General features: G+C 44.3%; 22 protein-coding genes and 1 pseudogene. 11 read left to right on the top strand and 12 right to left on the bottom strand.

Annotated features, from left to right (window positions below; translation table 11 throughout):
• Nucleotides 1-149: 149 nt before the first annotated feature.
• The 4 genes from UFB30_RS15160 to UFB30_RS15145 form a co-directional block, all read right to left on the bottom strand.
• Nucleotides 150-1,934: an acyl-CoA dehydrogenase FadE gene (locus UFB30_RS15160; protein WP_322422543.1), complete on the bottom strand. Its 1,785-nt coding sequence runs from the start codon at nt 1,932-1,934 to the stop codon at nt 150-152.
• 198 nt (nt 1,935-2,132) lie between these two features.
• The gene (locus UFB30_RS15155) at nt 2,133-3,311 is read right to left on the bottom strand and encodes an acetyl-CoA C-acetyltransferase (protein ID WP_322422542.1); all 1,179 of its coding nucleotides are present in this window, start codon (nt 3,309-3,311) and stop codon (nt 2,133-2,135) included.
• 252 nt (nt 3,312-3,563) lie between these two features.
• The gene (locus tag UFB30_RS15150) at nt 3,564-5,942 is read right to left on the bottom strand and encodes a 3-hydroxyacyl-CoA dehydrogenase/enoyl-CoA hydratase family protein (protein WP_322422541.1); all 2,379 of its coding nucleotides are present in this window, start codon (nt 5,940-5,942) and stop codon (nt 3,564-3,566) included.
• Nucleotides 5,943-6,537: 595 nt separating this feature from the next.
• Entirely contained in the window at nt 6,538-7,455 is a 918-nt protein-coding gene (locus tag UFB30_RS15145; protein WP_322422540.1) for a proline dehydrogenase, read from the bottom strand.
• A gap of 177 nt (nt 7,456-7,632) precedes the next feature.
• On the opposite strand from UFB30_RS15145, the gene UFB30_RS15140 reads away from it, so the two are divergent.
• Nucleotides 7,633-7,839: a hypothetical protein gene (locus tag UFB30_RS15140; protein ID WP_322422539.1), complete on the top strand. Its 207-nt coding sequence runs from the start codon at nt 7,633-7,635 to the stop codon at nt 7,837-7,839.
• Nucleotides 7,840-7,861: 22 nt separating this feature from the next.
• The gene (locus UFB30_RS15135; protein WP_322422538.1) at nt 7,862-8,155 is read left to right on the top strand and encodes a spore coat protein; all 294 of its coding nucleotides are present in this window, start codon (nt 7,862-7,864) and stop codon (nt 8,153-8,155) included.
• 60 nt (nt 8,156-8,215) lie between these two features.
• Here the strand turns inward: UFB30_RS15135 and UFB30_RS15130 are convergent, their stop codons facing one another.
• Complete coding sequence (locus UFB30_RS15130) at nt 8,216-8,467, bottom strand: DUF2573 family protein (RefSeq protein WP_322422537.1); 252 nt, start codon at nt 8,465-8,467, stop codon at nt 8,216-8,218.
• A 268-nt stretch (nt 8,468-8,735) separates the two neighbouring features.
• Nucleotides 8,736-9,557, bottom strand: a complete 822-nt coding sequence (locus tag UFB30_RS15125; RefSeq protein ID WP_322422536.1) for an ABC transporter ATP-binding protein — start codon at nt 9,555-9,557, stop codon at nt 8,736-8,738.
• A gap of 326 nt (nt 9,558-9,883) precedes the next feature.
• On the opposite strand from UFB30_RS15125, the gene UFB30_RS15120 reads away from it, so the two are divergent.
• Both UFB30_RS15120 and UFB30_RS15115 read left to right on the top strand, forming a co-directional pair.
• The gene (locus tag UFB30_RS15120) at nt 9,884-10,201 is read left to right on the top strand and encodes a thioredoxin family protein (RefSeq protein ID WP_322422535.1); all 318 of its coding nucleotides are present in this window, start codon (nt 9,884-9,886) and stop codon (nt 10,199-10,201) included.
• A gap of 18 nt (nt 10,202-10,219) precedes the next feature.
• Nucleotides 10,220-10,972, top strand: a complete 753-nt coding sequence (locus UFB30_RS15115; RefSeq protein WP_322422534.1) for an HAD family hydrolase — start codon at nt 10,220-10,222, stop codon at nt 10,970-10,972.
• A gap of 23 nt (nt 10,973-10,995) precedes the next feature.
• On the opposite strand, the gene UFB30_RS15110 is transcribed toward UFB30_RS15115, so the two are convergent.
• Nucleotides 10,996-11,262, bottom strand: a complete 267-nt coding sequence (locus tag UFB30_RS15110; protein ID WP_322422533.1) for a hypothetical protein — start codon at nt 11,260-11,262, stop codon at nt 10,996-10,998.
• A 139-nt stretch (nt 11,263-11,401) separates the two neighbouring features.
• Here UFB30_RS15110 and UFB30_RS15105 point away from each other — a divergent pair, with 139 nt between their 5' ends.
• From UFB30_RS15105 to UFB30_RS15085, 5 genes and pseudogenes are all read left to right on the top strand, one after another.
• The gene (locus UFB30_RS15105) at nt 11,402-14,479 is read left to right on the top strand and encodes an efflux RND transporter permease subunit (protein ID WP_322422532.1); all 3,078 of its coding nucleotides are present in this window, start codon (nt 11,402-11,404) and stop codon (nt 14,477-14,479) included.
• 125 nt (nt 14,480-14,604) lie between these two features.
• Nucleotides 14,605-15,639 (top strand): SDR family oxidoreductase, encoded by a 1,035-nt coding sequence (locus tag UFB30_RS15100; protein WP_322422531.1) that lies wholly within the window; start codon nt 14,605-14,607, stop codon nt 15,637-15,639.
• Nucleotides 15,640-15,985: 346 nt separating this feature from the next.
• Complete coding sequence (locus UFB30_RS15095; protein WP_322422530.1) at nt 15,986-17,413, top strand: alanine/glycine:cation symporter family protein; 1,428 nt, start codon at nt 15,986-15,988, stop codon at nt 17,411-17,413.
• Between the two features lie 41 nt (nt 17,414-17,454).
• Nucleotides 17,455-17,815 (top strand): annotated as a pseudogene (locus UFB30_RS15090) (IS1595 family transposase); the annotation flags it as partial.
• Between the two features lie 122 nt (nt 17,816-17,937).
• A complete protein-coding gene (locus UFB30_RS15085) occupies nt 17,938-18,366 on the top strand; it encodes an HIT family protein (protein WP_322422529.1) in 429 nt (142 codons plus the stop codon).
• 159 nt (nt 18,367-18,525) lie between these two features.
• On the opposite strand, the gene UFB30_RS15080 is transcribed toward UFB30_RS15085, so the two are convergent.
• Nucleotides 18,526-19,227, bottom strand: coding sequence for a DsbA family oxidoreductase (locus UFB30_RS15080; RefSeq protein WP_322422528.1), 702 nt, complete (start codon nt 19,225-19,227; stop codon nt 18,526-18,528).
• Nucleotides 19,228-19,514: 287 nt separating this feature from the next.
• Nucleotides 19,515-21,212, bottom strand: a complete 1,698-nt coding sequence (gene ilvD / locus UFB30_RS15075; RefSeq protein ID WP_322422527.1) for a dihydroxy-acid dehydratase — start codon at nt 21,210-21,212, stop codon at nt 19,515-19,517.
• A 230-nt stretch (nt 21,213-21,442) separates the two neighbouring features.
• Between ilvD and UFB30_RS15070 the strand changes: the two genes are divergently transcribed.
• Both UFB30_RS15070 and UFB30_RS15065 read left to right on the top strand, forming a co-directional pair.
• Entirely contained in the window at nt 21,443-21,844 is a 402-nt protein-coding gene (locus UFB30_RS15070; protein WP_322422526.1) for a secondary thiamine-phosphate synthase enzyme YjbQ, read from the top strand.
• A gap of 12 nt (nt 21,845-21,856) precedes the next feature.
• Nucleotides 21,857-22,753 carry a DMT family transporter gene (locus tag UFB30_RS15065; RefSeq protein WP_322422525.1) on the top strand — a complete coding sequence of 299 codons (897 nt, stop codon included), beginning with the start codon at nt 21,857-21,859 and terminating at the stop codon, nt 22,751-22,753.
• A gap of 31 nt (nt 22,754-22,784) precedes the next feature.
• Here the strand turns inward: UFB30_RS15065 and UFB30_RS15060 are convergent, their stop codons facing one another.
• The 3 genes from UFB30_RS15060 to UFB30_RS15050 all read right to left on the bottom strand — a co-directional run bounded on the left by UFB30_RS15060 (nt 22,785) and on the right by UFB30_RS15050 (nt 25,367).
• Nucleotides 22,785-23,150, bottom strand: a complete 366-nt coding sequence (locus UFB30_RS15060) for a PilZ domain-containing protein (protein ID WP_322422524.1) — start codon at nt 23,148-23,150, stop codon at nt 22,785-22,787.
• A 184-nt stretch (nt 23,151-23,334) separates the two neighbouring features.
• Entirely contained in the window at nt 23,335-24,993 is a 1,659-nt protein-coding gene (locus UFB30_RS15055) for an FAD-dependent oxidoreductase (RefSeq protein WP_322422523.1), read from the bottom strand.
• Nucleotides 24,994-25,088: 95 nt separating this feature from the next.
• Nucleotides 25,089-25,367: an adhesin gene (locus UFB30_RS15050; RefSeq protein WP_322422522.1), complete on the bottom strand. Its 279-nt coding sequence runs from the start codon at nt 25,365-25,367 to the stop codon at nt 25,089-25,091.
• Nucleotides 25,368-25,371 lie beyond the last annotated feature (4 nt).

Below are 25,371 nucleotides of genomic sequence, written 5' to 3'. Positions count from 1 at the left end.
GGGAAGCTGAGACCACGCAACCAAAGGTGAGGAGGCTCAGCAGGCTCAGCAGGCTCCGTCCAGAAAGCGTCCGCCTGAAGCGCAGCGGAACGGTTAAAAAGCCTGAAACATAATCGTTTCAGGCTTTTCAAGTAAGATTTATTTATTTATCAAACCACAAATTTCTCAGCATCAATCAGCTTAGCAGCCGCTTCACGCTTCACCGGAATCAGATTCACCGGAGTGAAACGAGTGAACTTACGAAGAGCAGAAAGCATCATGCGAAGTGAATCTCCGCTTTCAGCAGCAATCAGTGTCTCTTTCGCATGCTGCTCAATCTGATTGAACGCTTCCTGACAGAAGATTTGTGTATAAAGAACCTTCTGCTGGTTCTTTTCAAGACCTGATTTCTCAACAGCCTTTTGCGTACGAAGAAGTGAAGACTCCATTGCATACGCCAGTGATACGATATCAGCAATGTTCACAAGAACTTCCTGCTCCGCTTCAAGCGCTTTGCCATACTTCTGTGCAGCAAGACCTGCAGCAAGTAAGCCGATTTTCTTCGCATTCTTTACAAGATACTCTTCCTGCTTCAATGGCTCATCGCTGATTTCTTCAGGCATCATCGTCATCAGTTCTCCCTGAAGCGCCTGTGCTTTTTGAAGCAATGGCAGTTCTCCCTTCATTGCTTTACGAAGGTAAGTGCCTGGTACTAACAGACGATTGATTTCGTTTGTACCTTCAAAAATACGGTTGATACGTGAGTCGCGGTAGATGCGTTCCACTTCGTACTCCTGCATGAAGCCGTAACCGCCGTGCAGCTGAACTGCCTCATCTGCGATATAATCAAGTGCTTCAGTACCGAACACTTTGTTCAGTGAGCACTCAATTGCATATTCAGCGATTGATTTTGCCACTTCTTTACCGTCTTTGATTTCTTCATCAGACAGCTGGCTCATACGATCTTCAAACAGACCTACTGTACGATAAACTGAGCTCTCTGTTGCATAAAGCTTCGCACCCATTGTCGCAAGCTTTTCCTTTGTCAGGTTGAAGCTTGAGATTGGTGTATTGAACTGCTTACGCTCATTTGTATATTTTACAGCAAGCTCAAGCGCACGCTTAGAAGCTCCTACTGTACCTACGCCAAGCTTGTAGCGGCCGATGTTCAGGATGTTAAATGCAATCACGTGACCTTTTCCAGCTTCACCAAGAAGGTTCTCAACCGGAACTTCAGCGTCTTCAAGAATCAGCGTACGAGTAGAAGAACTCTTAATACCCATCTTCTTCTCTTCAGCGCCAACTGAAACGCCAGGGAACTCACGTTCTACGATAAATGTAGAGAACTGCTCGCCGTCGATTTTTGCATAGACAACAAATACATCAGCAAAGCCTGCATTTGTGATCCACTGTTTTTCACCGTTAAGTACATAGTGAGTGCCTGCTTCATTTAGCTTAGCAGTCGTTTTAGCGCCAAGTGCATCAGAACCTGAACCAGGCTCAGTCAGTGCGTATGCTGCAATTTTCTCACCAGTGGCAAGTGTTGGCAGATACTTCTGCTTCTGATCTTCGTTACCAAAAAGAACGATTGGCAGTGAACCGATTCCAACGTGTGCACCGTGAGTGATTGAGAAACCGCCCGCGCGTGACATTTTTTCAGCGATTAAAGCTGAGCTGACCTTATCTAGTCCAAGGCCACCGTACTCTTCAGGAACATCTGCTCCTAGTAGACCAAGATCCCCTGCTTTCTTCAGCAGCTTAACTGAACGGTCAAATTCATGGTTTTCGATGTGTTCTACTTCAGGAACAACTTCGTTGATAACATAGTCCTCAGTTGTTTTGGCAATCATTTTCTGCTCGTCTGTGTAATCCTCAGGTGTGAATACGTTAGAAGCCTCAACATCCTCAATCAGAAAGCTGCCGCCTTTAACCAATGCTTTTGTTTCGTTTGACATGAAAAATTCCTCCCTTTTTTACTTTATAAACGCTGCTCATTTCGCTCCAGGCGGACGCTTTCCGCGGCCGGGCGGTGAGCCCGCAGGCTACGCCATGCTCGGTCTCACCTGTCCCTTCCTGCCGCAGGAGTCGCCGCCTTCCGCTCCAATCGCTGCTTAGTTTACAGTTGAATATTTTATTTCTAATTAAAAACAATCTTAGTTAATCATTTCAAAGACGCCTGCTGCGCCCATTCCGCCGCCAATACACATTGTGACAACGCCAAATTGCTGCTGTCTGCGCTTCAGTTCATGAAGCAGTGACAAAGTCAGCTTTGCCCCTGTACAGCCAAGCGGGTGACCAAGTGCAATCGCACCGCCGTTTACGTTGACAATCTCTTCGTTCAGTCCAAGCTGTCTGATCACCTGAATCGACTGGGAAGCAAAAGCTTCATTCAGTTCAAATAAATCAATATCAGAAAGAGAAAGCCCTGCAATCTTCAAAGCTTTCGGAATCGCCTCAACCGGACCTACACCCATGATTTCAGGTGGTACACCACCTACTGCGAATGATCGGAACTTAGCGATTGGCTTCAGTCCAAGTGATTCTGCTTTTTCGCGATCCATCACCATAACAGCTGCAGCACCATCACTCGTCTGAGAAGCATTCCCTGCTGTAACTGAACCGGTCATTGAAAATGCAGGGCGAAGTTTACCCAGGGATTCTACTGATGAGTCAGGACGAACGCCTTCATCTCTTGAGAACATAAACGTTTCTTCCTTCAGTTTATGATCTTTTCCAACTGTACGTCGTGTCACTTCAACAGGTACAATCTCTTCATCAAATATACCGCCGTGTACAGCTTTAGCTGCTTTCTGGTGACTTCTGACTGCGAACGCGTCCTGGTCTTCACGGGAAATTCCGTATTTCTTTGCAACTTCCTCTGCTGTGTGACCCATACTCATATAATATTCAGGCATTTCTTCTGCGATTTTTGAATTCGGGCGAACCGTATGTCCCATCATTGGGACAAGGCTCATAGATTCAGCTCCGCCTGCAATGATTGTGTCTGCGTGCCCAAGCATAATACGCTCTGCACCATAGGCAATTGACTGAAGACCGGATGAACAGTAGCGGTTGATCGTGATGGCAGGTACTGTGTAATTTAAACCTGCAAGTGCACCGATATTACGCGCCATGTTCATTCCCTGTTCTGCTTCCGGCATTGCGCAGCCGAAGATCAGATCATCAATTTCACCGTCGTAGTTTCCTGCACGCTTCAATGTTTCTCTGACAGCAAGTGCGCCCAAATCATCCGGACGTACATGTGCCAGTGATCCTTTTTTTGCTTTACCGACCGGAGTTCTCGCTCCGGCAACGATTACTGCTTCACGCATAGTGCTCCCCCTTAAATGCTCGATTTAACTGATTTGACCGTCGAACTGCGCTCCGGGCGGATGCTTTCCGCGGGGACGGCGGTGAGCCTCCTCAGCTTCGCTTCCGGGGTCTCACCTGTCCGTCTAATCCCGTCGGAGTCACCGCCCTCCGCTCCGTTCGACTGGATGGTTATTTGAATGTTAAAGTTGCTTATTCATTTAATAAATAAAGTTTGGTCCTGCGCAGAAACCACAGCGGCTATAAACTACTAATTAGTTACGCAGCGGTTTTCCTTTTACAAGCATGTGCTGCATGCGCTGTTGAGATTTCGGCTTTTCGATCAGGCTCAGGAACGCTTCTCTTTCAAGCTGAAGAAGGTACTCTTCATCTACTTCCGTTCCATAAGGTACTTTTCCGCCTGCGATCACGTATGCCAATTTCTTCGCGATTTTCAAATCGTGCTCTGAGATAAATCCTGACTGATACATCGACTGTGCTCCAAGAAGCAGTGTTGCGTATCCGGTTTCTCCGACAACAGGCACCTTTCTCTTCACAGGTGCTGTATAGTTTTCAGCTAAATGAAGTACTGCCTGCTTCGCATCATAGATCAGATGATCACCATTTACACTGATGCCATCAGACTGGCTCAGGAAGTTGTATTCTCTTGCTTCCGCAGCAGATGTTGATACTTTTGCCATCGCAATCGTTTCGAACACTTTGTTTGCTACCTTCTGAAGGTCGAAGTCTACACCTTTTGGCAGACTGTTATAGTAATTCAGATAAAGCTCTTTATTACCTCCGCCGCCAGGAATTAGTCCAACGCCAACTTCTACAAGACCCATATATGTTTCAGCAGATGCCTGAATATGATCAGCCGGCAGACAAACTTCTGTTCCGCCACCTAACGTCATACCAAATGGTGCTGCTACAACCGGGAATGAGCTGTATTTCAGCTTCAGCATCGCCTGCTGGAAGTGCTTTACAACCATATCAATTTCAAATATATTATCATCCTGTGCTTCCATCAGGATCATGGCAAGGTTCGCACCGACACAGAAGTTTTTACCCTGGTTACCGATCACAAGACCTTTATAATTTTTAGATACTTCATCTACTGCGTAATTGATCATCTGCGTGATGTCCATACCGATCGCATTGTTAGGTGAAGTAAATTCAAGAAGTGCAACGCCGTCTCCAAGGTCAATCAGGCTTGCACCTGAGTTCTTCTTAATGACACCGTTCTTTTTCTTCAGGCGTTTCAGATTGATCACTTTTTCATTTTCTTCTACCGGCTGATATGCACCGTTATGATAGAAGAAAAGGTCGCCGTTTTCTTCTTTATAGAACGTGTCATGACCGTTAGCGATCATCTCCTCTACCCACTCAGGTACGTTCAGCCCTTCAGCTTTCATACGCTCAACAGATTTGGCAACGCCGATTGCGTCCCATGTCTCAAATGGTCCTTTATTCCAGCCAAAGCCCCACTTCATTGCCTGATCAATCCCAGTGAGATCATCAGCAATTTCACCATTCAGTTCTGCTGAGTAGACAAGCACTGGTGAAAGGATAGACCAGAGCAGCTCTGATGCACGATCTTTTCCGTAAACGAGCGTTTTCATCTTGCCCGGGAATCCTTTTTCCTGCTTTGCCATTTCAACTGAAGGTGCTTTTAATTTTCCGCGCGCTTCATATTCAAGCGTTTCCGGATTCAGCTGAAGGATCTCTTTTCCTTCTTTCTTAAAGAAGCCCTGACCTGATTTACTGCCAAGCCATCCGTTATCACGCATCTTCAGCATGAAGTCAGGCACGTCAAATACTTCTTTTTCCTGTCCCTCTACCTGATCATAGACGTTTTTCGCTACATGGATAAACGTATCAAGTCCAACGACATCAAGTGTTCTGAATGTGGCACTTTTCGGACGGCCGATTAATGGACCCGTAACTGAGTCAACTTCTCCAACGCTGTATCCGCCTTTCAGCATTTCTTTTACCGTCACTAGTAAACCGTATGTTCCGATTCTGTTGGCAATAAAGTTAGGTGTATCCTTTGCAAATACAACCCCTTTACCAAGCGTGTCTTCACCGAATGTTTTCATGAATTGAACAACTTCCGGGTCAGTTGACTTAGCCGGGATTACTTCAAGCAGCTTCAGATAACGCGGCGGGTTGAAGAAGTGTGTCCCAAGGAAATGTTTACTGAAATCCTCAGATCTTCCCTCAACCATTGCTTCTATTGATATACCTGATGTATTTGAACTTACAATACTTCCAGGCTTTCTGTACTGATCTACTTTTTCAAATACTTTCTTTTTTACGTCAAGGTTTTCAACAACCACTTCAATGATCCAGTCGGCTTCACCAAGCTGCTGCATATGATCTTCCAGGTTCCCTGCTGTAATGAGGGCAGCATTTGATTTTGATGCCAGTGGTGCAGGTTTTTGCTTGAATAGTTTTTGTACAGCTCCCTGACTCAGGCGGTTTCTGACCTGCGGGCTCTCAAGTGTCAGCCCTTTTGCCTGTTCCGCTTCTGTTAATTCCTTCGGCACGATGTCCAGAAGAAGCGATGGAATACCGATATTTGCAAGGTGGGCAGCAATCCCTGAGCCCATGACACCCGAGCCGATCACTACTGCTTTTTGAATGTGTCTCATCTGTTAAAGATCCCCCTTTGAACTGAATCCGCATTTTTGAATGAATACTCATTCATTTTACGGCAAAAAAATATAAGAAAATTCTCTACATTTCTATCTTAATAAAGTTTTCAGAATAAAGCAACAGAAAATTAGAAGCGCTTTCATAATATGGTGGAAAAATTTTCAGGAGTTAATTTTGAAGTGCAACAGCCGGGTTGTAGCAATCCTGCCTGAAGTTGTTGCGATACACCCGGGCCTTGTTGCAATCCAACCCGAAGTTGTTGCGATACACCCGGGCACTTGTTGCTTTCTCAATTCAGGTTGTCGTAATTGCACACTCAGGTTAGTGTATGTGAACAAATGTTGTTTGTATCACGCCCTCTTCATGCCCTTAAGTAACAAAAGCATGTTTCCCAAGTGCATGCAGGGCCGCCGCTCCAGTTGTCGCAGTTTCCGGCTGGGTTGTTGCAATCCCACCTGAAGTTGTCGTGATACACCAGGTTACTTGTCGCAATCCCGCCGAAAGTTGTCGTAATGCTCCCGATCACTTGTCTCAATCCGTCACATCCGAAGCCAAATGAAAAAGACTGCCCAATTTTGGACAGTCCTGCGATTACTTACTAATAATCCCCTTCGCTACAAACGCCACATTCTGCGGGCGTTCTGCGAGGCGGCGCATGAAGTAGCCGTACCAGTCAGTGCCAAATGGTGTGTACACACGCATTTTGTAGCCCTGCTTGTGAAGCTCTCTCTGACGCTCTTCACGGATACCATAAAGCATCTGGAATTCAAATTGATCCTTTGAAATACCATGCTCTTCAACAAGCTGTAATGTATAGTCAATCATTGCATCATCATGCGTGGCAACTGCTGTGTAGTTACCATTTAATAGATGCATTTTAATTATCTTTTTGAAGTTCTCATCCACGTCCCGTTTTTCAGGGAATGCAACTTCCGGTGATTCCTTATAGGCACCTTTTACAAGACGGAGGTTTGGAGAATATTCATTCAGCATTTTGATATCCTCTTCTGTCCGGTAAAGGTAAGCCTGAATGACAGTCCCGATGTTATCATATTCAGACTTCAGCTGTGTAAAGACCGCCAGCGTTTTACCACAGCGCTCATAGTCTTCCATATCAATCGTTACAAAGACGCCGTGCTCTGTTGCCGCATCAAGGATTCTTCTCATATTTTCAAGGACAATCTCTTCTGAAAGATCAAGTCCTAAAGAGGTCAATTTCAGTGAAAGCTCTGAGTCCAGATTGTTTGTACCGATTGCACGGACCGCATCAATACATAGCTCTGTGATTTCTTCTGCTTCCTGCTCATTGTCTACAAACTCACCAAGACAATCGAGTGTTACACATAGGCCTTCTTCGTTAAGCTCTTTAATGGTCATTACTGCCTGTTCAACTGTTTCTCCTGCAACGAATCTGTTCGCGCCAAATTTCAGCCCGTACTGCTTAGCCGCTTTCGTCATCGGCTTGTTAGAAGATAAGAATAAAAAGAAATCACGCATCACTTTTTCCATGATGACAAACCCCCTGAATCATTAATTTTGCAACCGCTTTCTATTTTTCTAAAATAAAGAATCCTTTAGCGGACTAGCATAATCTTATCATGCCAGTCACCATTTGAATACAAAAATCGACGCATATTTCCTCTATTACCTGCACATAGTAAACAGGACAAAAAGGAGGCGAAAAATATGACACAGCAACAATTATCAACAAAAGACCTTTTATATCTGAAAGATGTGCTTGAGTGGAACCTGCTTGCTTCAAAGAAAGCCCATTACGCAGCTTCCCAGTGTACAACACCTGAGTTAAAAACAATGCTTGAAGCCTGCTGTACAATGCACAAGAATCACTATGAAAAAACATCTGCTTTCCTTTCAGGTCAGCCGGTTCAATAACAAAGAAAAAGGAGGAGTTATCATGCAGAACATTCAACAAACTGCCACAATGTCTGAAAAAGACTGGACAACTGATCTTCTTATTTTAGAAAAACATCTTGCTGTGAGCTACAGCGTGGCTTCAAATGAAGCAAGTACAAATCAGCTATTTCAGTTCCTGCAATCAATCCTGAATGAAACATCAAGACAGCAGCATACGCTTTACAGCTATATGGAGCAGCAAAACTGGTATAACCCTGCTCAGGAAACACCAGTCAACATTCAGAATGCTGCAAGCCAGGCTCAGACTGATAAGAGTCAGCTGCCGGTTCATTAATAGGTGGAAAAGCCGAAAAGTGCGTACACACTTTCCGGCTTTTTTATGTAGCTTCAGGTCTTACTCTTCCCGTTCCTTGTTTTCAGCTCTCACAGCCTTGTTCTTTTGCTGAATGTCCCTGACAATTCTTTTCATTTCTTCTTTTCCTTCAGGGTAAAGGCTGTTCCAGTGTCTTGCGAGTGCAGGCATTGTTTTAGCGATATGGTTGTAAAGCACATACATTTTAATTTCTTCAATTGATTGTTCAGATGTGTCACCTGTTAATAATTCTGCATATTTTTCAACCATTGCGTCCATTTTTTCATTCATCATAGTACTTACATCCCTTCCCTGTTTGAATTGGTTTAATCTTATTTTGGTGAATTGAAGTTAACTTATGCTAGCAAGTTGGCTGATGATTTCCGCTTCAGAGGGACGCTTGCCGGCCGGAGGTTGCTGAGCCTCCGGCTGCGGCGTCTCAGCTTCCCTCTATTCGTCACGGAGTCGCCCCCTTACGCTACAATCATCTGCTGTGGAACTACATTTATGGGCTGTTAATCACTATAAAATAAAAACCGCCTAAAGTTAGACGGTTTTTATTTTATGAAACTGCATCTGCATTTGTTTTTGTTTCCTGTACGATGCATCGGCCTCTGCCGTGCGGAATGCAGAGTGGTGTACCGAACAGCGGATCTGTTGTGACCTGGCAGTTCATTTCAAATACGTGTCTGACAAGGTCGCAGCTGATCACTTCTTCAGGCTTCCCCTGATTGTATACTTTACGATCTTTTACAGCGATCAGATTATGTGCGTATCTGCACGCAAGGTTCAGGTCGTGAAGCACCATTACAATAGTACGGTTTTCACGTTCATTTAATTCAAATAATAAATCCAGAATTTCAATCTGGTGTGTCATATCTAAGTACGTTGTCGGCTCATCAAGCAGAATCAGGTCCGTATCCTGTGCAAGTGTCATCGCGATCCATGCACGCTGGCGCTGTCCACCTGACAATTCATCAACAAAGCGGTCCTGAAGTTCAGTCATGCCTGTCGCTTCAAGTGCACTGGTTACAGCTTCTTCATCTTTTTTTGACCACTGCTGCAAAAAGCCCTGGTAAGGATATCTTCCCTGCTTAACAAGCTGCAGGACAGTCAGGCCTTCAGGTGCAACCGGTGATTGCGGTAAGATCGCCATTTCCTGTGCTACTTTACGGGATGAATAGCGATTGATTTCTTTTCCATTCAGTAATACATCGCCATCCTGAGGCTTAAGCAGGCGTGCCATCGAACGAAGCAGCGTCGACTTTCCGCAGCCGTTCCCCCCGATCAGGACAGAAATTTCTCCTTTTGGAATGGTCAAATCAAGCTCTTCTATAATAATGGAATCTCCGTATCCTAATGTTAATGACTGTGTCTTTAGCATCTAATCCGATCTCCTTTAGTTTCCTTCGCAGGCTTCAGCAACTTCTTTCCTATCAGTCTATCGGCTTTTAGAGAATGAGTCAATGAATTTGAGAATCATTATCAGTAAATTCACATTAAATTCTTATTTTTGCAGGCTTGATAAAAGTTGGCTGCTTTACCCGTTTCAGACAGGTGCATTTAATGACCGGATAGTGTTAGCACAGGCTTCTTGATACCATTATTTTGAGTGATTCCCTCTACTTCCATCAACAGCGGACTTAAAAACATATTATTTTTGCCTTTTCATCAAAAAACTCTTATGATTCCTTTATGGAGGGATGAACAATGCAAGGAATTAAAAATAACGATCAATTTAGAGAAACAGTAAATAAGGATGAAGCGGTCATTGTAAAATTTACAGCAGACTGGTGTCCTGACTGCCGAAGAATGGATATGTTCATTGATGATATTATGGACACTTATAATGAATACGGCTGGTATGAGCTGAACCGTGATGAACTGCCTGAGATTGCAGATGAACAGGAAGTCATGGGAATCCCAAGCCTGCTCATTTTCAAAAATGGTGAAAAGAAAGCACACCTTCATTCAGCTAATGCGAAAAGTCCTGAACAGGTAAAGGAATTTCTGGACGCGCAAAAGTAATCAGAGGAGAGATCAGCTATGACATCCAGAACGATTCAGGTCGGTAGTACCCCTGTTTCAGCTTCAGTCGTCGCTTTCGACAAGGATGGCACGCTGTTCCAGGCCGAACCCTTTTGGAAAGCTTTGAATAAAGAACGAAAAAAACGCTTTGTTTCCATGACCGGCCTGCATCACGGTGAAGAATGGGACCGGATCATGGGGGTAACGGAGACCGGTGTGGATCATAGCGGTCTGCTGGCAGTGGCGAGTGAAGCTGAGGAAAAAACAGTGATTGCCGCGCTGCTTTATCAGCATACCGGGAAGCCGTGGATTGAATCACTTGCACTGGCTGAAAAGCTGCTTGAAGAAAGCAACGAGTCATTGAATATTCAGGAGGCATTTATTCCTGTAAAAGGTGCTGCCGAGCTTCTTCAGGAGCTGAAGCAGTCGGGATATGTAGTCGGCATTGCGACGTCTGATAATAAGGAACGCACTGCTGCCTGTATGAAGCTACTCAACTTCCGGGAAGCCGATTTTATCGTGACACCGGAAAATGTAAAGCATGGCAAACCCGCTCCCGATATGCTTGAAAAAATCTGCAGAGACTTTACCGTACCCCCTGAGCAAGTGCTGATGGTTGGTGACAGTATAGTGGATTGTATGATGGCAAAAGCGGCAGGATGCAAATCAATTGCCGTTAACGAAAATCCCGAACTGCGTCATGAACTGGCTCAAATCGCTGATTTTTCATTGACAGATGTCGCGGATATTTTAATCAAATGGGAATCATAATTGTTTTTTAAGGAGAGCATATTCTAATGAATGTGCTCTTTTTTTGTGATATATGAACTTGAATACCAAGCGGGCAGTTTTAGTGCTTCGGAAGGCAGGATGACTACTTCGATCGATGGGATTGATACTTCAAACGGTGGCATGATGACCTTGATCGATGGGATCGATACCTCAGCTGGCGGGATAACTACCCCGTTTCGCGGGATTGCTACTTCAACTGCCGGGATAACTACCCCGATTCTTGGGGTACATACTTCAAACGGCGGTTCACCTACTTCAACCAACATCATATCTACCTTCCCCTGCCCTTCCTAACACTTAAAATCCAGGAAAAACAACTTCCAGCACATCCGGGCACCTTCATTCTTGACACAACTGTCGGTTTTGTGAAAAAGTTAGCTTATCGATAGAACAATTGGAGGTGCAACCATGTTTGAATGGGTGCTGAAAAGGTCAAAAATATTTATGATTTTATTTGTTTTATTCCTGATTGTCGGTGTGCTGACGTTTCTTCAGCTGCCGCAGCGGGAAATTCCTGAGACGTCTATTAACATTTCGACGATCTCAACGCCTTATCCAGGTGCTACACCGGAAACGGTTGAGCGGACGGTTACAAATCCGATTGAAAGAAACCTTGATGGCTTAGATGGGATTGACAGTATTTCCTCATCTTCTGCTGCAGGGTTCTCCCAGATCATTGTGACACTGACTGATGGGGCTGATAAGCAGGAGACATTATCTGCGATCAGACAGGAAGTGTCAGATGCAGGTGCTTCTTTTCCGGAAGAAGTCATTGAGCCGACCGTCAGTGAAGCAGCTGCCAATTTCCCTGTCACTTCTTATATGCTGACTGCTGACAGCCGTGAGGATTTTGAAGGCCTCAGAAGCGTGATGGATACATGGGAAGAAGAATTATCAGCGGTTCCCGGTATTTCCGGTGTTACTGTAAAAGGTGTGCAGGAAGAAGAAATTATACTTACTTTAAATAGTGAAGATCTTGGGGAAAACGGACTGGCTTTCCCTCAGGTGTTAACAGCAATTGAAGAAGAATTCAATCCGGTACCTCTTGGCAAACAGGAAGCTGACGGTACAATTTACCAGCTTGCGATTGAATCTTACAGTTCTGTGGATGAAATGGAGCAGGTTGTCATTGGGCAGAATCCGCAGGGAGAATCTGTTTTGCTGTCTGATGTTGGGACAGTTGAGATTCAGCCAAAGCAGACAGAGGATCTGATTACATTTGACGGACAGCCCGCTGTCTCAGTAACGACATATCTAGAATCAGGTGAAGATATTCCCTCAGTCAGTGAGGCGGTTGAAGAAAAAGTCGCTGAGCTGAAATCCCTTTTACCTGAAAACATTACTTTTGAATCCTATTACTCACAGGCGAACCTGGTAAATGAGATTTTCCAGGGGCTATTCTTCTCGCTTGCGATTGCAGTACTCGCAGTTATTGTGACAAGTTCACTTGGTTTGACTGCAGGCGGCGCGATTGTAGTGGCGATCGCTGTACCGATGTCTGTATTAATGGGGATTATCCCACTTCCTGGAGCTGGCGTTGATTTGAACCAGATTTCAGTGATCGGGGTTATTATCGCACTCGGGATTCTGGTCGATGACTCGATTGTGGTGAATGATAATATCCAGCGCCGCTTCAAGCTTGGTGATAAAGCACTGCCTGGCGTTGTCACGGGTGTGAAGGAAGTATGGGTGTCCATTGTGACTTCATCCCTTGCGATCGTATTCACCTTCCTCCCTCTTGTCTTTTTATCAGGAGGAAACGGAGATTTTATCAGAGCATTGCCGACTGTGTTGATCACAACAATCATTGCATCAACCATTGTGGCTCTACTGCTTGTACCAATGCTCAGATACAGCTTTTACAGAAATACATCTAAAAAGGTATCTGATTCGCCGGGTCTGCTGGGCAAACCATTAAATTTCATTGCCGATTTTTATGCAGACAAAGTTTTAAAAAGGACCGCGAAAAAACCTTTACTAACAGGGGCAATCGGTCTGATCATCACGACCCTCCTGTTTGGACTTGTCGTGTTAACACCATTTGAATTTTTCCCGGCTGCTGACCGTGAAGAAGTAACGGTTGATGTTACCCTTCCAATCGGCACGCCGCTTGAGGAAACAGAAAATACACTGCTTGAAATAGCAGAGGTGCTTGAGCAGGATGAAGGCGTGTATGAAACTTCAGTCTTTGCGGGTACCGGGCTGCCTAACCTTTTCAACAGCTCGCTGGATACAACCGGGGATTATACCGGCCAGATCGTAGCCAGAGTAGACCGTGAAAATCAGACGGCTCAGGGACTGATTGAGGATTATACAGATGAGCTAAGAAGTCAGTATCCTGATGCGATTATTTTTATGAACACCATTGAACAGGGACCTCCTTCAGGTGCGCCGGTTACGGTTACAGTGAAGGGACCTGAGCTTGAAGAGCTTGTCTCAATCCGTGATGAAGTCATGACGCAGATTGAAGATCTTGGTGTAGACCTTGTACTTGATAATATTGGTGAAGAAGAACCGGTGATTTCATATGTGCCGGATCGCGGGGCACTAGAAGAAAATGATATCAGCATTCAGGCGATCAGCCAGCAGATCAGACTTGTAACAGAAGGCATTCCGATGGCTTCATTTGACGATGGGGTGACTGAGCGTGATATGAAGCTGCTCGTGGATCCTGTTGAGGAAGGTCAGGAGATTCCGCTTGATGAGATTGAAGTGCCTGCAGCATCTCAGCAGGAAGGTCCTCCTCAGCTGATCCCGCTCTCTGATCTCATTACAGCTGAGGAAACGTCCCAGCTTCAGCGGATCCAGCATGAAGACGGTGAACGCGCAATTACGATTCGCGCATTCCCTGGGGAAGTCGAGGATCTTGAAGCACAAACAACTGATATTGTAGAAGATATCCGCTCTTCACTGGGTGATGATTATTCACTGACAATAGGCGGTGAAAACGAAGCACAGGATGATTTCTTCTCTGAGATTATCTTACTGTTTACAATCGTTATTTTCCTTGTCTACCTGCTGATCGCATTCCAGTTTAACTCACTGTCACTCCCATTCCTTGTACTGACAGCTGTGTATCTGGCGATTGCAGGCGCGATACTCGGACTGTTTGTAACACAGACACCAATCAGTTTCCTTGCCGTGATGGGTATGGTATCACTGACCGGTATCGTAGTGAGAAACTCTGTTGTGTTAATTGATTTTATCGAGCAGGGTGTAGCCAATGGGATGAAGGTGTATGATGCGGTAATTGAAGCAGGACGCGTAAGAATCCGTCCAATTATACTGACTGCCGTAACATCGATCGTAGCGCTGATTCCAGTTGCAGTCAGCGGTGATGCATTATTTACGCCACTGGCGATTACGATCATTGCCGGAATTGCATTCTCAACGTTACTGACACTGATTATTGTACCGATGCTTTATCTTGTGTTCCTGCGTTTCAGACGTAAGGGAAAAGAGCTTAAGAAGAGCGGTCAATATTAATAACATGCAGAGCCGTCCTTTTGGGCGGCTCTTTTTTTGAGTAATTAGCCTTTTAGCTCAAACTTCAACACACCTCTCCTCTTTTGATATAATAAAAACTGAATGCTTTTCCAAAGGAGATCACTATGAACATTATGATAACCGGAGCAACCGGCTTTGTTGGCTCAAAGCTGATGCTTTCACTTTTAGATAAAGGACATACGCTTTATCCTGTTTTCCGAAACGAACAGAAAATCAATCAATTCATCAATCAACTCTCTCCTGAGCAGGCAAATAGAATTCACCCGGTCGCAGGAGACATTACGGAGACTGATTTTGGTATTCATGAGTCTGAATCACTCAGAGAAAAAATCGATATACTCTATCATACCGCAGCATTCCTATCGTTTGATCCCAAAGACCGTGAGAAAACTTTCCTGGCAAATGTAGACGGAACAACACATGCACTTGAACTGGCTGAGAAGCTGCAGATTCCTTCTTTTTATCATGTGAGTACCGCTTATACAGCAGGATTAGATGACTTTGCAGATGAAGAGATTCATTCAAAGGACCGACGCTTTGTAAATGATTATGAAGAAAGCAAAAATCATGCTGAACACCTCGTGTGGGAAAAACGGAATGAGATGAAGGTGAGTATCTTCAGGCCTTCCATTATTGTGGGTGATACCAGAACCGGAGAAGCTGACACCACTTTTGCATTATATGGTCTGCTGAAGGCTGTTGCACTGCTGAAAAAGCTGATTAACCGCGGGCGTGTCGATCAGAACAGAATCATTAAGCTATTGTGTGATCCTGAGGCTTCAAATAATGTGGTGCCGGTCAATTATGTAGTCGATGTCCTGACAGCTGCTGCTGAGCATGCCAAGCCTGATCATATTTATCATATTTCAAATAACAATTCCCCCGACAATGCCACTGTGATGAAATGGATCAAAGAACAAAGCGGTGTGGACAATCTGGCTGTAACAGCTGATGCGATAGACCTGTCTGAGGATGATGCTGTCATTAATGCGCCAATGAGTGTGTTCCACTCCTACCTTTCACGTTCGGTTGTCTTTAAGGATGACAATACTAAGGCTTTAATTGAAGCTGCCGGTTATCCTGCTTTTACGTTAACAGACGATCAGTATCAAATGCTTATCAGAACATATTTTGAATAAGGCCCCGACAGGTGCAAATTGCATTGTGCAATTTGCGCCTTTTTTATATTTTTACCTCTTTTTTTCAAAAAAATTTTATCAAATCTCTAAAAAAATTATTTCGATACTCTAATGGTAATCACTTTATCGCAGCAACGCATATATTTACTAAAGTAAAAGCATTTACCTGTTTTTTCATTGGGAATGAATATTCATATTATGTATATTCATTTCAAATAATTACCACAAAAACCTCACGTGATCTTGTTATATCAACGTTTTAAATATATATCACAGTTTACAAACAATGAATATTCGTATATATTATACAACATTCAGAACATTAAATTATTATGGGGTGGTTATCATGCAGGGAATCATTGATTCAGTCAACAATATTTTATGGACTTACGTTTTAATTGCTGTATTACTTGGAGCCGGTGTTTACTTCACAGTTGCAACCCGTTTTGTGCAGTTCAGGTATTTAAAAGAAATGGTGAAAGTGCTTGGTGATAAATCGGTAGTGCCAAATGGAATGAAGAGTATCAGCTCCTTCAAATCGTTTTCTATCGGAGCTGCAACACGAATCGGTACAGGAAATCTCGCCGGTGTGGCAGTGGCCATTGTCATTGGCGGACCTGGCGCAGTGTTTTGGATGTGGATCGTGGCACTTCTCGGAGGTGCGACGAGCTTCATTGAGAGCACGCTGGCACAAGTGTATAAAGTCAGAGACGGCAGTGCTTATCGCGGAGGACCAGCTTACTATATCGAACGCGGGCTGAATAAAAGGTGGCTTGGCATAGTATTTGCCGTGCTGATTGCGATTACATTCGGTCTCATATTCAATTCAGTTCAGAGTAATACGATTTCATTAGCATTTGAGAGTGCGTTTGGTGTTGACCGTCTGATTGTCGGTGGGATTGTTACACTTCTGACAGGACTGATTATTTTCGGCGGTGTCCACCGGATTGCAAGCTTTTCAAGTGTGATCGTACCGATTATGGCTGTACTATATATCGTCATCGCACTTGTGGTTATTGTGATGAATTTCTCACAGATTCCTGCTGTTTTCTCGACGATTATCAGCAGTGCGTTTGGATTTGAACAGGCACTTGGCGGCGGTATTGGTGCTGCAATCATGCAGGGTGTGAGACGCGGACTATTTTCAAATGAAGCTGGTATGGGTAGTGCGCCTAACGCGGCAGCAACTGCAAATGTCAGTCACCCTGCTAAACAGGGCTTTATTCAGACACTTGGCGTGTATGTTGATACGTTAATCGTATGTTCTGCGACTGCGTTTATCATTTTAGTCAATACCGATTACCAGGCCAGTGGACTTGAAGGAATTGAACTGCTGCAGAGCTCGCTAAGTGCACAGGTTGGTGACTGGGCAGGTATCTTTATTGCCCTGGCGATCTTTATGTTTGCGTTCAGTTCAATTGTCGGCAGTTATTATTATGGTGAGACAAACCTTGAATTTATCAGAAAGAACAAAACCGCCCTTAATATTTACCGCGTGTTGACAATGGGTCTTGTCATGTTCGGTTCGTATGCAAGTCTTGGAATGGTGTGGAGCATGGCTGACGTATTTATGGCATTGATGACGCTGATTAATATCATCGGTATTGTGTTACTGAGCGGTATCGCGATCAAGGTATTAAAAGATTACGAAGCACAGCGATTAAAAGGGCTTGATCCTGTTTTTAAACCGAAATCTCTCGGCATTAAGAATGCTGATTGCTGGGATGAGGTTCACGAGACGTATGAGAAGGAAAAAGAAGAGAAAGTATCATGATTTAGAGAGGCTGGGACAGAGTTCCAGCCTCTTTTAGTCGTTTCAGCCGGGCGCTTGAGCTTCCTCGGTGTAGGCAGAATAAAAAAGACCAATTAGACAAAGTGATTGGCCAAAAACTTTCATCTCAAAATGTAGTTCAGAACCTACACTGCTGACAAAGAAATGACCACTTACTAGTTCAAGTCAGACGGAATGGTCCGGCTTTATCATATCCAAAAAGTCAACAGTTATCATAGTAGACTGAAAGAGTGGATACGGCGTTTTAACGGTGTGGCAACCAAGTATCTTGATAATTACCTTGCGTGGTTCCAGGTGCTTGAGAGCATTCACCACCAACTGAACGAAGTAACGGTCAATGATATGATAATTAAAGGGAATTTAATTCCAATTGTCGAAACATAGGATAAGCTTAGGTCTTCTAAGTTCACGGAATAATCATATTTCTTATCTAACGAATAAGGTAGAATAGTTTCTTAAGAAACAAAAAAGTTCATACAAAAAATGATTGGGAGGATTTCAAATATATGACTGTAAACTCAGAATGCTTAGGGTGTAGACTAACTAACCAACTTGAACCAGTAAATATTGTTTATGAAAATGATTATGTTTGTTGTCTCTTGGATATTGAACCTTTTAACGAAGGACATACTCTAATCCTTCCCAAAAAGCATTTTTTAGATGTTGAAGAATTAGATTCTGAAACTGCAAATGCTATTATGAAATCGTCAATAACAATTTCAAAAGCATTGAAGAAATTATTTAATCCTGATGGTATCACAATTTGTCAAAACGGTGGTAAATTTAATGATTTGGGTCATTATCATATGCACGTTATACCGAGGTTTGAAGATCAACCTTTTTATTATGAGGAACAAATAGATAATGACAAAGAAAAAGCCAAATTTTTAGAAACAAAAAATAAATTAAATAATTTGATTGAAAAGTTACTTTAAAATAAGGACATATGCAAGTTAAAGAGTTCATTAATATCAACAAAAAGGACTTCCAAATGTATGGAAGTCCTTTAATCATAGTAAAAACAACATTAAAATTTAACAAAGCCATTTAAAAAACTGTTAATTGAAGTTTCACTTTCAATTAACGGTTTTTAATTAAATATCACATGAATCATCCGTGCAGGCATTGCCCTGCCCGCCTACGTTGACGAGTGGCGACTGGTTAGTTTCTGCCCACACTTTTTCAAGTGCCTGCGTAAATACTTCATCAGGCTGAGCACCCGAGATCGCGTATTTGTTTTCAAGTACGAAAAACGGTACGCCTGAAACGCCGATTTGTGCAGCCTTCTGAATGTCTGCAGTCATTTCTTCTGTATACTGATCTGACGTGAGTACTTCACGAGCTTTCTCAGTATCAAGCCCCACTTCTTCAGCGATCGCAACGAGTTGGTCATGATCACCGATATGCTTGGATTCAAGGAAATAGGCACTTAACAGCTTTTCAGTTATTTGCTGATCTTTACCATGTTCAGCAGCAAAATGAGTGAGTCTGTGTGCATCCTGCGTGTTCGTACGCTTCATTTTTGAAAAGTCGTAATCAAGCCCGACTTCTTTTGCCTGTGCCACAACGTTGTTTGTCATTTCCACTGCCTGATCATAGGACATGCCGTACTTTTTCGCAAGCGCTGAGATGGTATCTTCAGTTGCGTTTTTCGGTGCGTCAGGATCAAGCTGGAAGCTGCGGTAGACGACTTCTACCTGATCTTTATGTTCAAATGTGTTTAGTGCGTTCTCAAGCTTTCTTTTGCCGATATAGCAAAATGGGCAAACGTAATCTGACCAGACTTCTATTTTCATCGGTGAATCCCTCCTGAAATGTTCATAGTATTATCTTACAATGTTTATTTTCGTTTATCGAAAAATCTGCCTGTAGGGGCGGGTGTTCAGAGAAAAATGTGACTGGTTCTTAGAACAGAGGAGGATGTTCTTAGAATAGGTGACGGTGTTCGGTGAAAAACCAGTGTGGTTCTTAGAAAAAACGCTAACCTTCTTAGAAAAGTACCAAAAGACCTGCTCCCTTATCTCCGGATTTCTCATAAGCCAGGAAAAAAAACCGTCCGGACTATATCCGGACGGTCTGGCTCTTACTCTTCAAATAAATCTGTTACAGCACCTTTAGATGAAGAAGATACCGAGTTCGCATATTTCGCCAGGATCCCGCGTTTGAACTTAGGTTCAGGCTTGACCCATTCGCGGGCACGCTTTTCGAATTCTTCCTCTGAGATCTGCAGGTTGATTTCCTGTGTGTCGCTGTCGATTGCGACGATATCTCCGTTTTGCAGGAGTCCGATCGGCCCGCCGACTGCTGCTTCAGGGGCGATATGACCGATTACGAAGCCGTGTGAGCCGCCTGAGAAGCGTCCGTCTGTCATGAGGGCTACTTTACCGTTCAGCCCGCGTCCGACGATCATTGCCGTAATTGAAAGCATTTCAGGCATACCCGGTCCGCCTTTAGGTCCGACGTTACGGATGACCACGACATCGCCTTCTTTAATCTGATTATCCTCGATGGCTTTTGCACACTCATCCTCGCTGTCAAATACTTTAGCCGGTCCTTCAAAGCGGCTGATTTTCTGTCCGCTCATTTTTGCAACAGAACCTTCAGGCGCAAGGTTTCCTTTTAATACAACAAGCGGTCCGGTTTTCTTAAGCGGCTCGCTGATTGGCTTGATGACCTGTTGTCCTTCCTTCAGTGACGGCACTTCTGCAAGGTTTTCTGCAATCGTTTTACCAGTGACTGTGATGCAGTCGCCGTGAAGCAGTCCTTCTTCTAGTAGAAGCTTCATGACTGCCGGCACTCCGCCTGCCTCGTAAAGATCCTGCATCACATACTTTCCGCTCGGCTTCAGGTCAGCAATATGCGGAACGTTCTGGCGTACACGCTCAAAATCATCCATTGTCAGATCCACTTCAGCTGCGTGGGCCATTGCCAGCAGGTGAAGGAATGCATTCGTTGATCCGCCAAGCGCCATTACAACTGTAATCGCATTTTCAAACGCTTCTTTTGTCATGATGTCACGCGGGTAGATGTCCTGTTCAAGAAGCTTTACAACCAGCTCCCCTGCCTGCTCACATTCCTGCTCTTTATAATCGTTGATTGCAGGCGTTGAAGAAGATCCAGGAATACTCATGCCAAGCGCTTCAACTGCTGATGCCATTGTGTTTGCTGTGTACATACCACCGCACGCACCAGCCCCCGGACAGGCACTGCATTCCACTTTATACAGCTGCTCTTCATCAATCAGCCCTTCCTGATACTGACCGACTGCTTCAAATGAAGAAACGATATCGATATCTTTTCCATCCAGTTTACCCGGCTGGATTGTACCACCGTAGATGTAAACGGACGGGATATTCATACGCGCAATCGCCATCACACAGGCAGGCGTCGTTTTATCACAGCCTCCGATTGCGACAACGCCATCAAGACGTTCTGCATTTGTTACGGTTTCAATTGAATCCGCGATCACTTCACGGCTTGGCAGTGAATAGAACATCCCTTCATGTCCCATTGCAATGCCGTCTGATACTGTAATTGTGTTGAAAATCATCGGTGCGCCTCCACCAGCTTTTGCACCACTTTTCGCACGCTGTGCAAGCTTGTCAATATGTACGTTACACGGCGTCACTTCACTCCAGGTACTTGCTACACCAATCATCGGTTTTTTAAAGTCTTCATCTGTAAAACCGACAGCTCGCAGCATTGAGCGGTTTGGAACTCTGTTAACTCCTTCACTGATAACTTTACTTCTGATTCTCAGATCTTTTTTTGTCGAATCCATTGTGTAACCCTCCTGATGATTTTTCCGCTTTACATCATTACAGCGAAACCTTTATATAAAGACCATCATACATAGAGATGTGAGGTTCCGCAATAAGATTTCTGAATTTATCAATATTTCGATAAATTTAACCGCTTTCATTTTCAAAGACAGGTCTTTTTGCCATAAAATGTTTGTGATTAGAAAACTTCTCTTTCGTGCGGTACACTATCACTGAAGGAGATGATCGTATGTTTAACACATTTTCAGTCAAAACGCATAGCCGTGATGAGATGATTGAGATTACAGAAGAAGTCCAGAAGTGGATCAGCAGTCAGTCGTTTAATAGCGGAATTGCAGTCGTTTCTTCAAAGCACACAACTGCTGGCATTACCGTAAATGAAAATGCGGATCCCGATGTAAAAACTGACTTTTTACGACGTCTGGATGAAGTATTTCCGTGGGATCATCCAAAAGACCGTCATATGGAAGGCAATACTGCATCCCATATGAAAGTGAGCACTGTCGGCCATGCGCAGACGATCCCTGTTCAAGACGGAGAACTCGTACTTGGCACATGGCAGGGCATTTATTTCTGTGAATTTGACGGGCCGCGCACGCGCCAGTATACCGTCACACTGATTTCAAGCTAAAAGGAGAACATCATGAGAGCATACGCAGCACTCGGAGGTCTCAGCCTGATCTGGGGCCTTTCGTTTGTATTTATTAAAATCCTTGCAGAATCAGCAGGCGTCTGGGGGACGGTTTTTATCAGATGTGCTGCCGGCGCGCTGATTCTGCTGCCGATACTGATTGCACAATGGCGAAAAATCGAGCGCCCGATCCCGTGGAAACACCTGATTGTGATCGGCGTGATGAATGCCGCACTTCCATGGGCACTGATCGCACTCAGCGAAACGAGAATCGCCTCTAATACAGCATCTGTACTGAATGCCACCACACCTGTTTTTGCAGGACTGATTGGATTCTTTCTATTTAAACAGCGTCTGAAACTCCAGCAGTGGATCGGTATTCTGATCGGTTTCACAGGGGTACTGGTCCTGATTGACTTTAAAATTGGAGGGATTTTCGGTTCGGAATTCATCGGAGTGGGGACAATGATGCTCGGGGCAATGTGCTACGGATTCGGTTCACACTATGTCAGACGGTTCACCCCCGTAACCGGCGTGGTTCTGCTTTCTGCCACCTCACTGATCACAGGCGCGATTGTTGGACTAGTGATGATGACAATAAACGGATACAGTGTGATGAGCTTTACATACAACACATCATTCTGGCTGTCGGCAATCGGACTTGGGTGCTTCGGCTCAGGGGTTGCCTATCTGCTTTTCTATTATATGATCAGGCAGAAATCTCCTGAGTTTGCAACGACGGTTACCTATCTCGCACCGGTGTCTGCAATGGTCTGGGGCAGCGTTCTGCTGGATGAGCCCATCACGCCTTCACTGATTGGCGGAATGGTAATTATTTTTGCGGGCATTTATTATGCGAATCGGAAAGCAAAGGCTACGAAGGTAAATACGGAAAAAGCCACGGCATAAAAAAAGAGCGGTCGACTTGCAGACCGCTCTTTTATACTGTCTTCACGAATAGTTTTAGCTGCTTTACAATTTCTTCTCTCACATCATCTGAAGCATAAAAATGAACGCCATAATAAAACTCATTTCCACCTGCCCGCTTCCACACAAGCTCAGCCTTCATTTCATATACAACCTCATTCAGCATAAATTGCAAGTGGATCTTAACAGGCTCATCCTGATGACTCACTGGCAGATTGAGCTGTGAGCTCATCTTTGTCCCGCTCGGACTCAAATCATGCATCAGCGCTTTCCCCGGGTGGGAATTCACCTCACGACCATGCAGCTCATAAATCTTAAATGCTGCCTCTAATGGCTTTTTAAATGCGAACCTGAAGCCTTCCTTCCGATTGTACCGCAAAGTCCTCACCTCACACAGAGAGTAATGGCAAAACTTTTGTACTAGTTATATCGGTTATTTTTTACTATTATGTATCATTGGATTGTATTTTTGCAAATTGTTGAATAAATTTTTAATAAAATCAGGTAAATGAACAAATCAGCTCATTCGAAAAAGCCGTCATAAAAGACGGCTTTTTCAAGTTTTAAAAATTTTTCACCACATGCTGATAGTTTTTATTTCCGCCGGACAGGTTATATACCTGTTTAAATCCATGATTGATCAGGATATTCTGTGCAGCATTCCCTGTCACACCCTTATTACAATACACAACTGTCTTCAGGTCGCGGTTCAATTCTGAAGCTCTGTTTCTTAAATCGCCAAGCGGAATATGAATCGCGCCTTTTACATGCGCTTTTTCAAACTGGGCTTTTGATCTTGTATCAATGATCTGGAACGCTTCTCCGCTCTCTGTCTCCCTGATCAGCTGCTGCGGCGTGATCAGCGGGGCCTTTTCATTAAATGCGTTATGCAGGGCCATACCTGTATACATGACTGGATCCTTCGTTGTGGCAAACGGTGGGGCATAGGCCAGGTCGAGATGGAACAGGTCCTCAGCCTTTGCACCAAATGAAATGGCTGTGACAAATACATCTATTCGTTTATCAACACCCTGTGGTCCGACAATCTGGGCACCAAGCAGCTTTCCTGTTCTGCGATCCGCTACTGCCTTAATCACCATTTCCTTGCCACCCAGATATTCAGGACGGTCAGGTTTAATATTATGAAGCACTTCAATTGTGTAACCTTCCTCAACCGCGTCTTTTTCTGTCAGACCGGTCTGTGCCACTGCCAGGTCGAATACTTTAAAGATTCCGGTTCCCAAAATACCACGGTGCTCTGTGTCTTCTCCAGTGATGACCTGACCGGCAATTCTTCCTGTTTTGTTGGCTGTTGATCCGAGCGGTCTGTAAATCGGCTTTCCTGTGATCAGAGAAAAACTCTCCGCCACATCTCCAACCGCATACACATTCGGTACATTTGTCTGCATCTTTCTGTTTACTTTAATTGCACCTGTGCTGCCAATTTCTACTCCGATCTCCTTAGCGAGTTCGGTGTTAGGACGAATGCCGACAGAAAGGATGACAAGGTCGGTCTCAACAGCCTGTCCGCTTTCAAGCAGAACAGAAGTGATTCGCTTGCCCCCCTGTAAGGATTTAACTGTTTCCCCAGTCATCACACTCACATTCTTTTCCTCTAAATGCTCCGCTACCCGCGCAGCCATATCCTGATCAAGCGGCGGCATGATCTGCGGGAGACGTTCAACGAGCGTCACTTCAATCCCTCTTTGTGTCAGCTGTTCAGCCATTTCAAGTCCGATAAACCCACCCCCAACAATTGTCGCAGTTTTTGGCAGGTGCGTATCCACATAATTCCTGATCTCACCCGCATTGCGGATATTGCGGACGCTGAACACATTTTCCGCCTCTACACCCGAAATAGGCGGAACAAAACTTGTTGCACCGGTTGCCAGAACAAGCGTATCGTACGAATCCATAAACGTTTCATTCGTAATCAGATTCCGGATAACAGCTGTTTTTTCCTGATGATTAATGCTTTCCACTTCATGCTGCGTGTGGATATCGATGTTATAACGTTTTTTAAACCACGCTGCATTTCTAGGTGTCAGATCATCCAGATCAGCCACCTCTCCTCCTACATAATAAGGAATACCGCACCCTGAATAGGAGATATCTGTGTCTCTGTCGTAAATCGTAATTTGAATATCCTCACTGTTTCTTCTCGCTTTCGCTCCTACAGATGTACCGGCAGCTACCGATCCAATAATCATCAGCTTTTTCATGATTCATTTCCCTCCGCGTTCTAAAGTTAGTAAACAGAAAAATAGCAGGAAGACAACATACACGTTTATCCTCCTGCACAGCTTGTCATCTGACCTTAGCAGGCATTGCCGCCAAGCATCACAATCTGAGGTCCCTCCGGTGTTTCTTCCACATCGAGTGTGATCGCATCAATTGAACCTTCAAGCTGACCATCCACCGCAAGCTTCAATCCATCAAACTGATGAATTTGATCGTTTTCCTGTGCAGGGTCCAGTCCAAGCCCAAAGCTTGGCCCGCAGCAGCCTTCTCCTGCCTTATAGAAACGGATTCCCTCTGCTCCTTTTTCATCTACAACACTTTTCAAAAATGATACAGCACCTGGTGTAATATTCATTTCC

The sequence above is a fragment of the Jeotgalibacillus haloalkalitolerans genome, assembly GCF_034427455.1.
In the GTDB taxonomy this organism is placed as follows: Bacteria; Bacillota; Bacilli; order Bacillales; family Jeotgalibacillaceae; genus Jeotgalibacillus; species Jeotgalibacillus haloalkalitolerans.
The sequence above is the reverse complement of the archived record's forward strand: the minus strand, read 5'-3'. Positions and strand labels throughout refer to the sequence as shown.

What these genes read in the sequence shown, in the direction of transcription:
- UFB30_RS15085 (WP_322422529.1), top strand. Translation starts at nt 17,938, where the DNA reads ATGACTGTAAACTCAGAATGCTTAGGGTGTAGACTAACTAACCAACTT.
- UFB30_RS15055 (WP_322422523.1), bottom strand. Translation starts at nt 24,993, where the DNA reads ATGAAAAAGCTGATGATTATTGGATCGGTAGCTGCCGGTACATCTGTA.
- UFB30_RS15145 (WP_322422540.1), bottom strand. Translation starts at nt 7,455, where the DNA reads ATGGAAAAAGTGATGCGTGATTTCTTTTTATTCTTATCTTCTAACAAG.
- UFB30_RS15115 (WP_322422534.1), top strand. Translation starts at nt 10,220, where the DNA reads ATGACATCCAGAACGATTCAGGTCGGTAGTACCCCTGTTTCAGCTTCA.
- UFB30_RS15125 (WP_322422536.1), bottom strand. Translation starts at nt 9,557, where the DNA reads ATGCTAAAGACACAGTCATTAACATTAGGATACGGAGATTCCATTATT.
- UFB30_RS15050 (WP_322422522.1), bottom strand. Translation starts at nt 25,367, where the DNA reads ATGAATATTACACCAGGTGCTGTATCATTTTTGAAAAGTGTTGTAGAT.
- UFB30_RS15080 (WP_322422528.1), bottom strand. Translation starts at nt 19,227, where the DNA reads ATGAAAATAGAAGTCTGGTCAGATTACGTTTGCCCATTTTGCTATATC.
- UFB30_RS15105 (WP_322422532.1), top strand. Translation starts at nt 11,402, where the DNA reads ATGTTTGAATGGGTGCTGAAAAGGTCAAAAATATTTATGATTTTATTT.
- UFB30_RS15160 (WP_322422543.1), bottom strand. Translation starts at nt 1,934, where the DNA reads ATGTCAAACGAAACAAAAGCATTGGTTAAAGGCGGCAGCTTTCTGATT.
- UFB30_RS15150 (WP_322422541.1), bottom strand. Translation starts at nt 5,942, where the DNA reads ATGAGACACATTCAAAAAGCAGTAGTGATCGGCTCGGGTGTCATGGGC.
- UFB30_RS15070 (WP_322422526.1), top strand. Translation starts at nt 21,443, where the DNA reads ATGTTTAACACATTTTCAGTCAAAACGCATAGCCGTGATGAGATGATT.
- UFB30_RS15155 (WP_322422542.1), bottom strand. Translation starts at nt 3,311, where the DNA reads ATGCGTGAAGCAGTAATCGTTGCCGGAGCGAGAACTCCGGTCGGTAAA.
- ilvD (WP_322422527.1), bottom strand. Translation starts at nt 21,212, where the DNA reads ATGGATTCGACAAAAAAAGATCTGAGAATCAGAAGTAAAGTTATCAGT.
- UFB30_RS15135 (WP_322422538.1), top strand. Translation starts at nt 7,862, where the DNA reads ATGCAGAACATTCAACAAACTGCCACAATGTCTGAAAAAGACTGGACA.
- UFB30_RS15100 (WP_322422531.1), top strand. Translation starts at nt 14,605, where the DNA reads ATGAACATTATGATAACCGGAGCAACCGGCTTTGTTGGCTCAAAGCTG.
- UFB30_RS15120 (WP_322422535.1), top strand. Translation starts at nt 9,884, where the DNA reads ATGCAAGGAATTAAAAATAACGATCAATTTAGAGAAACAGTAAATAAG.
- UFB30_RS15130 (WP_322422537.1), bottom strand. Translation starts at nt 8,467, where the DNA reads ATGATGAATGAAAAAATGGACGCAATGGTTGAAAAATATGCAGAATTA.
- UFB30_RS15095 (WP_322422530.1), top strand. Translation starts at nt 15,986, where the DNA reads ATGCAGGGAATCATTGATTCAGTCAACAATATTTTATGGACTTACGTT.
- UFB30_RS15110 (WP_322422533.1), bottom strand. Translation starts at nt 11,262, where the DNA reads ATGATGTTGGTTGAAGTAGGTGAACCGCCGTTTGAAGTATGTACCCCA.
- UFB30_RS15065 (WP_322422525.1), top strand. Translation starts at nt 21,857, where the DNA reads ATGAGAGCATACGCAGCACTCGGAGGTCTCAGCCTGATCTGGGGCCTT.
- UFB30_RS15140 (WP_322422539.1), top strand. Translation starts at nt 7,633, where the DNA reads ATGACACAGCAACAATTATCAACAAAAGACCTTTTATATCTGAAAGAT.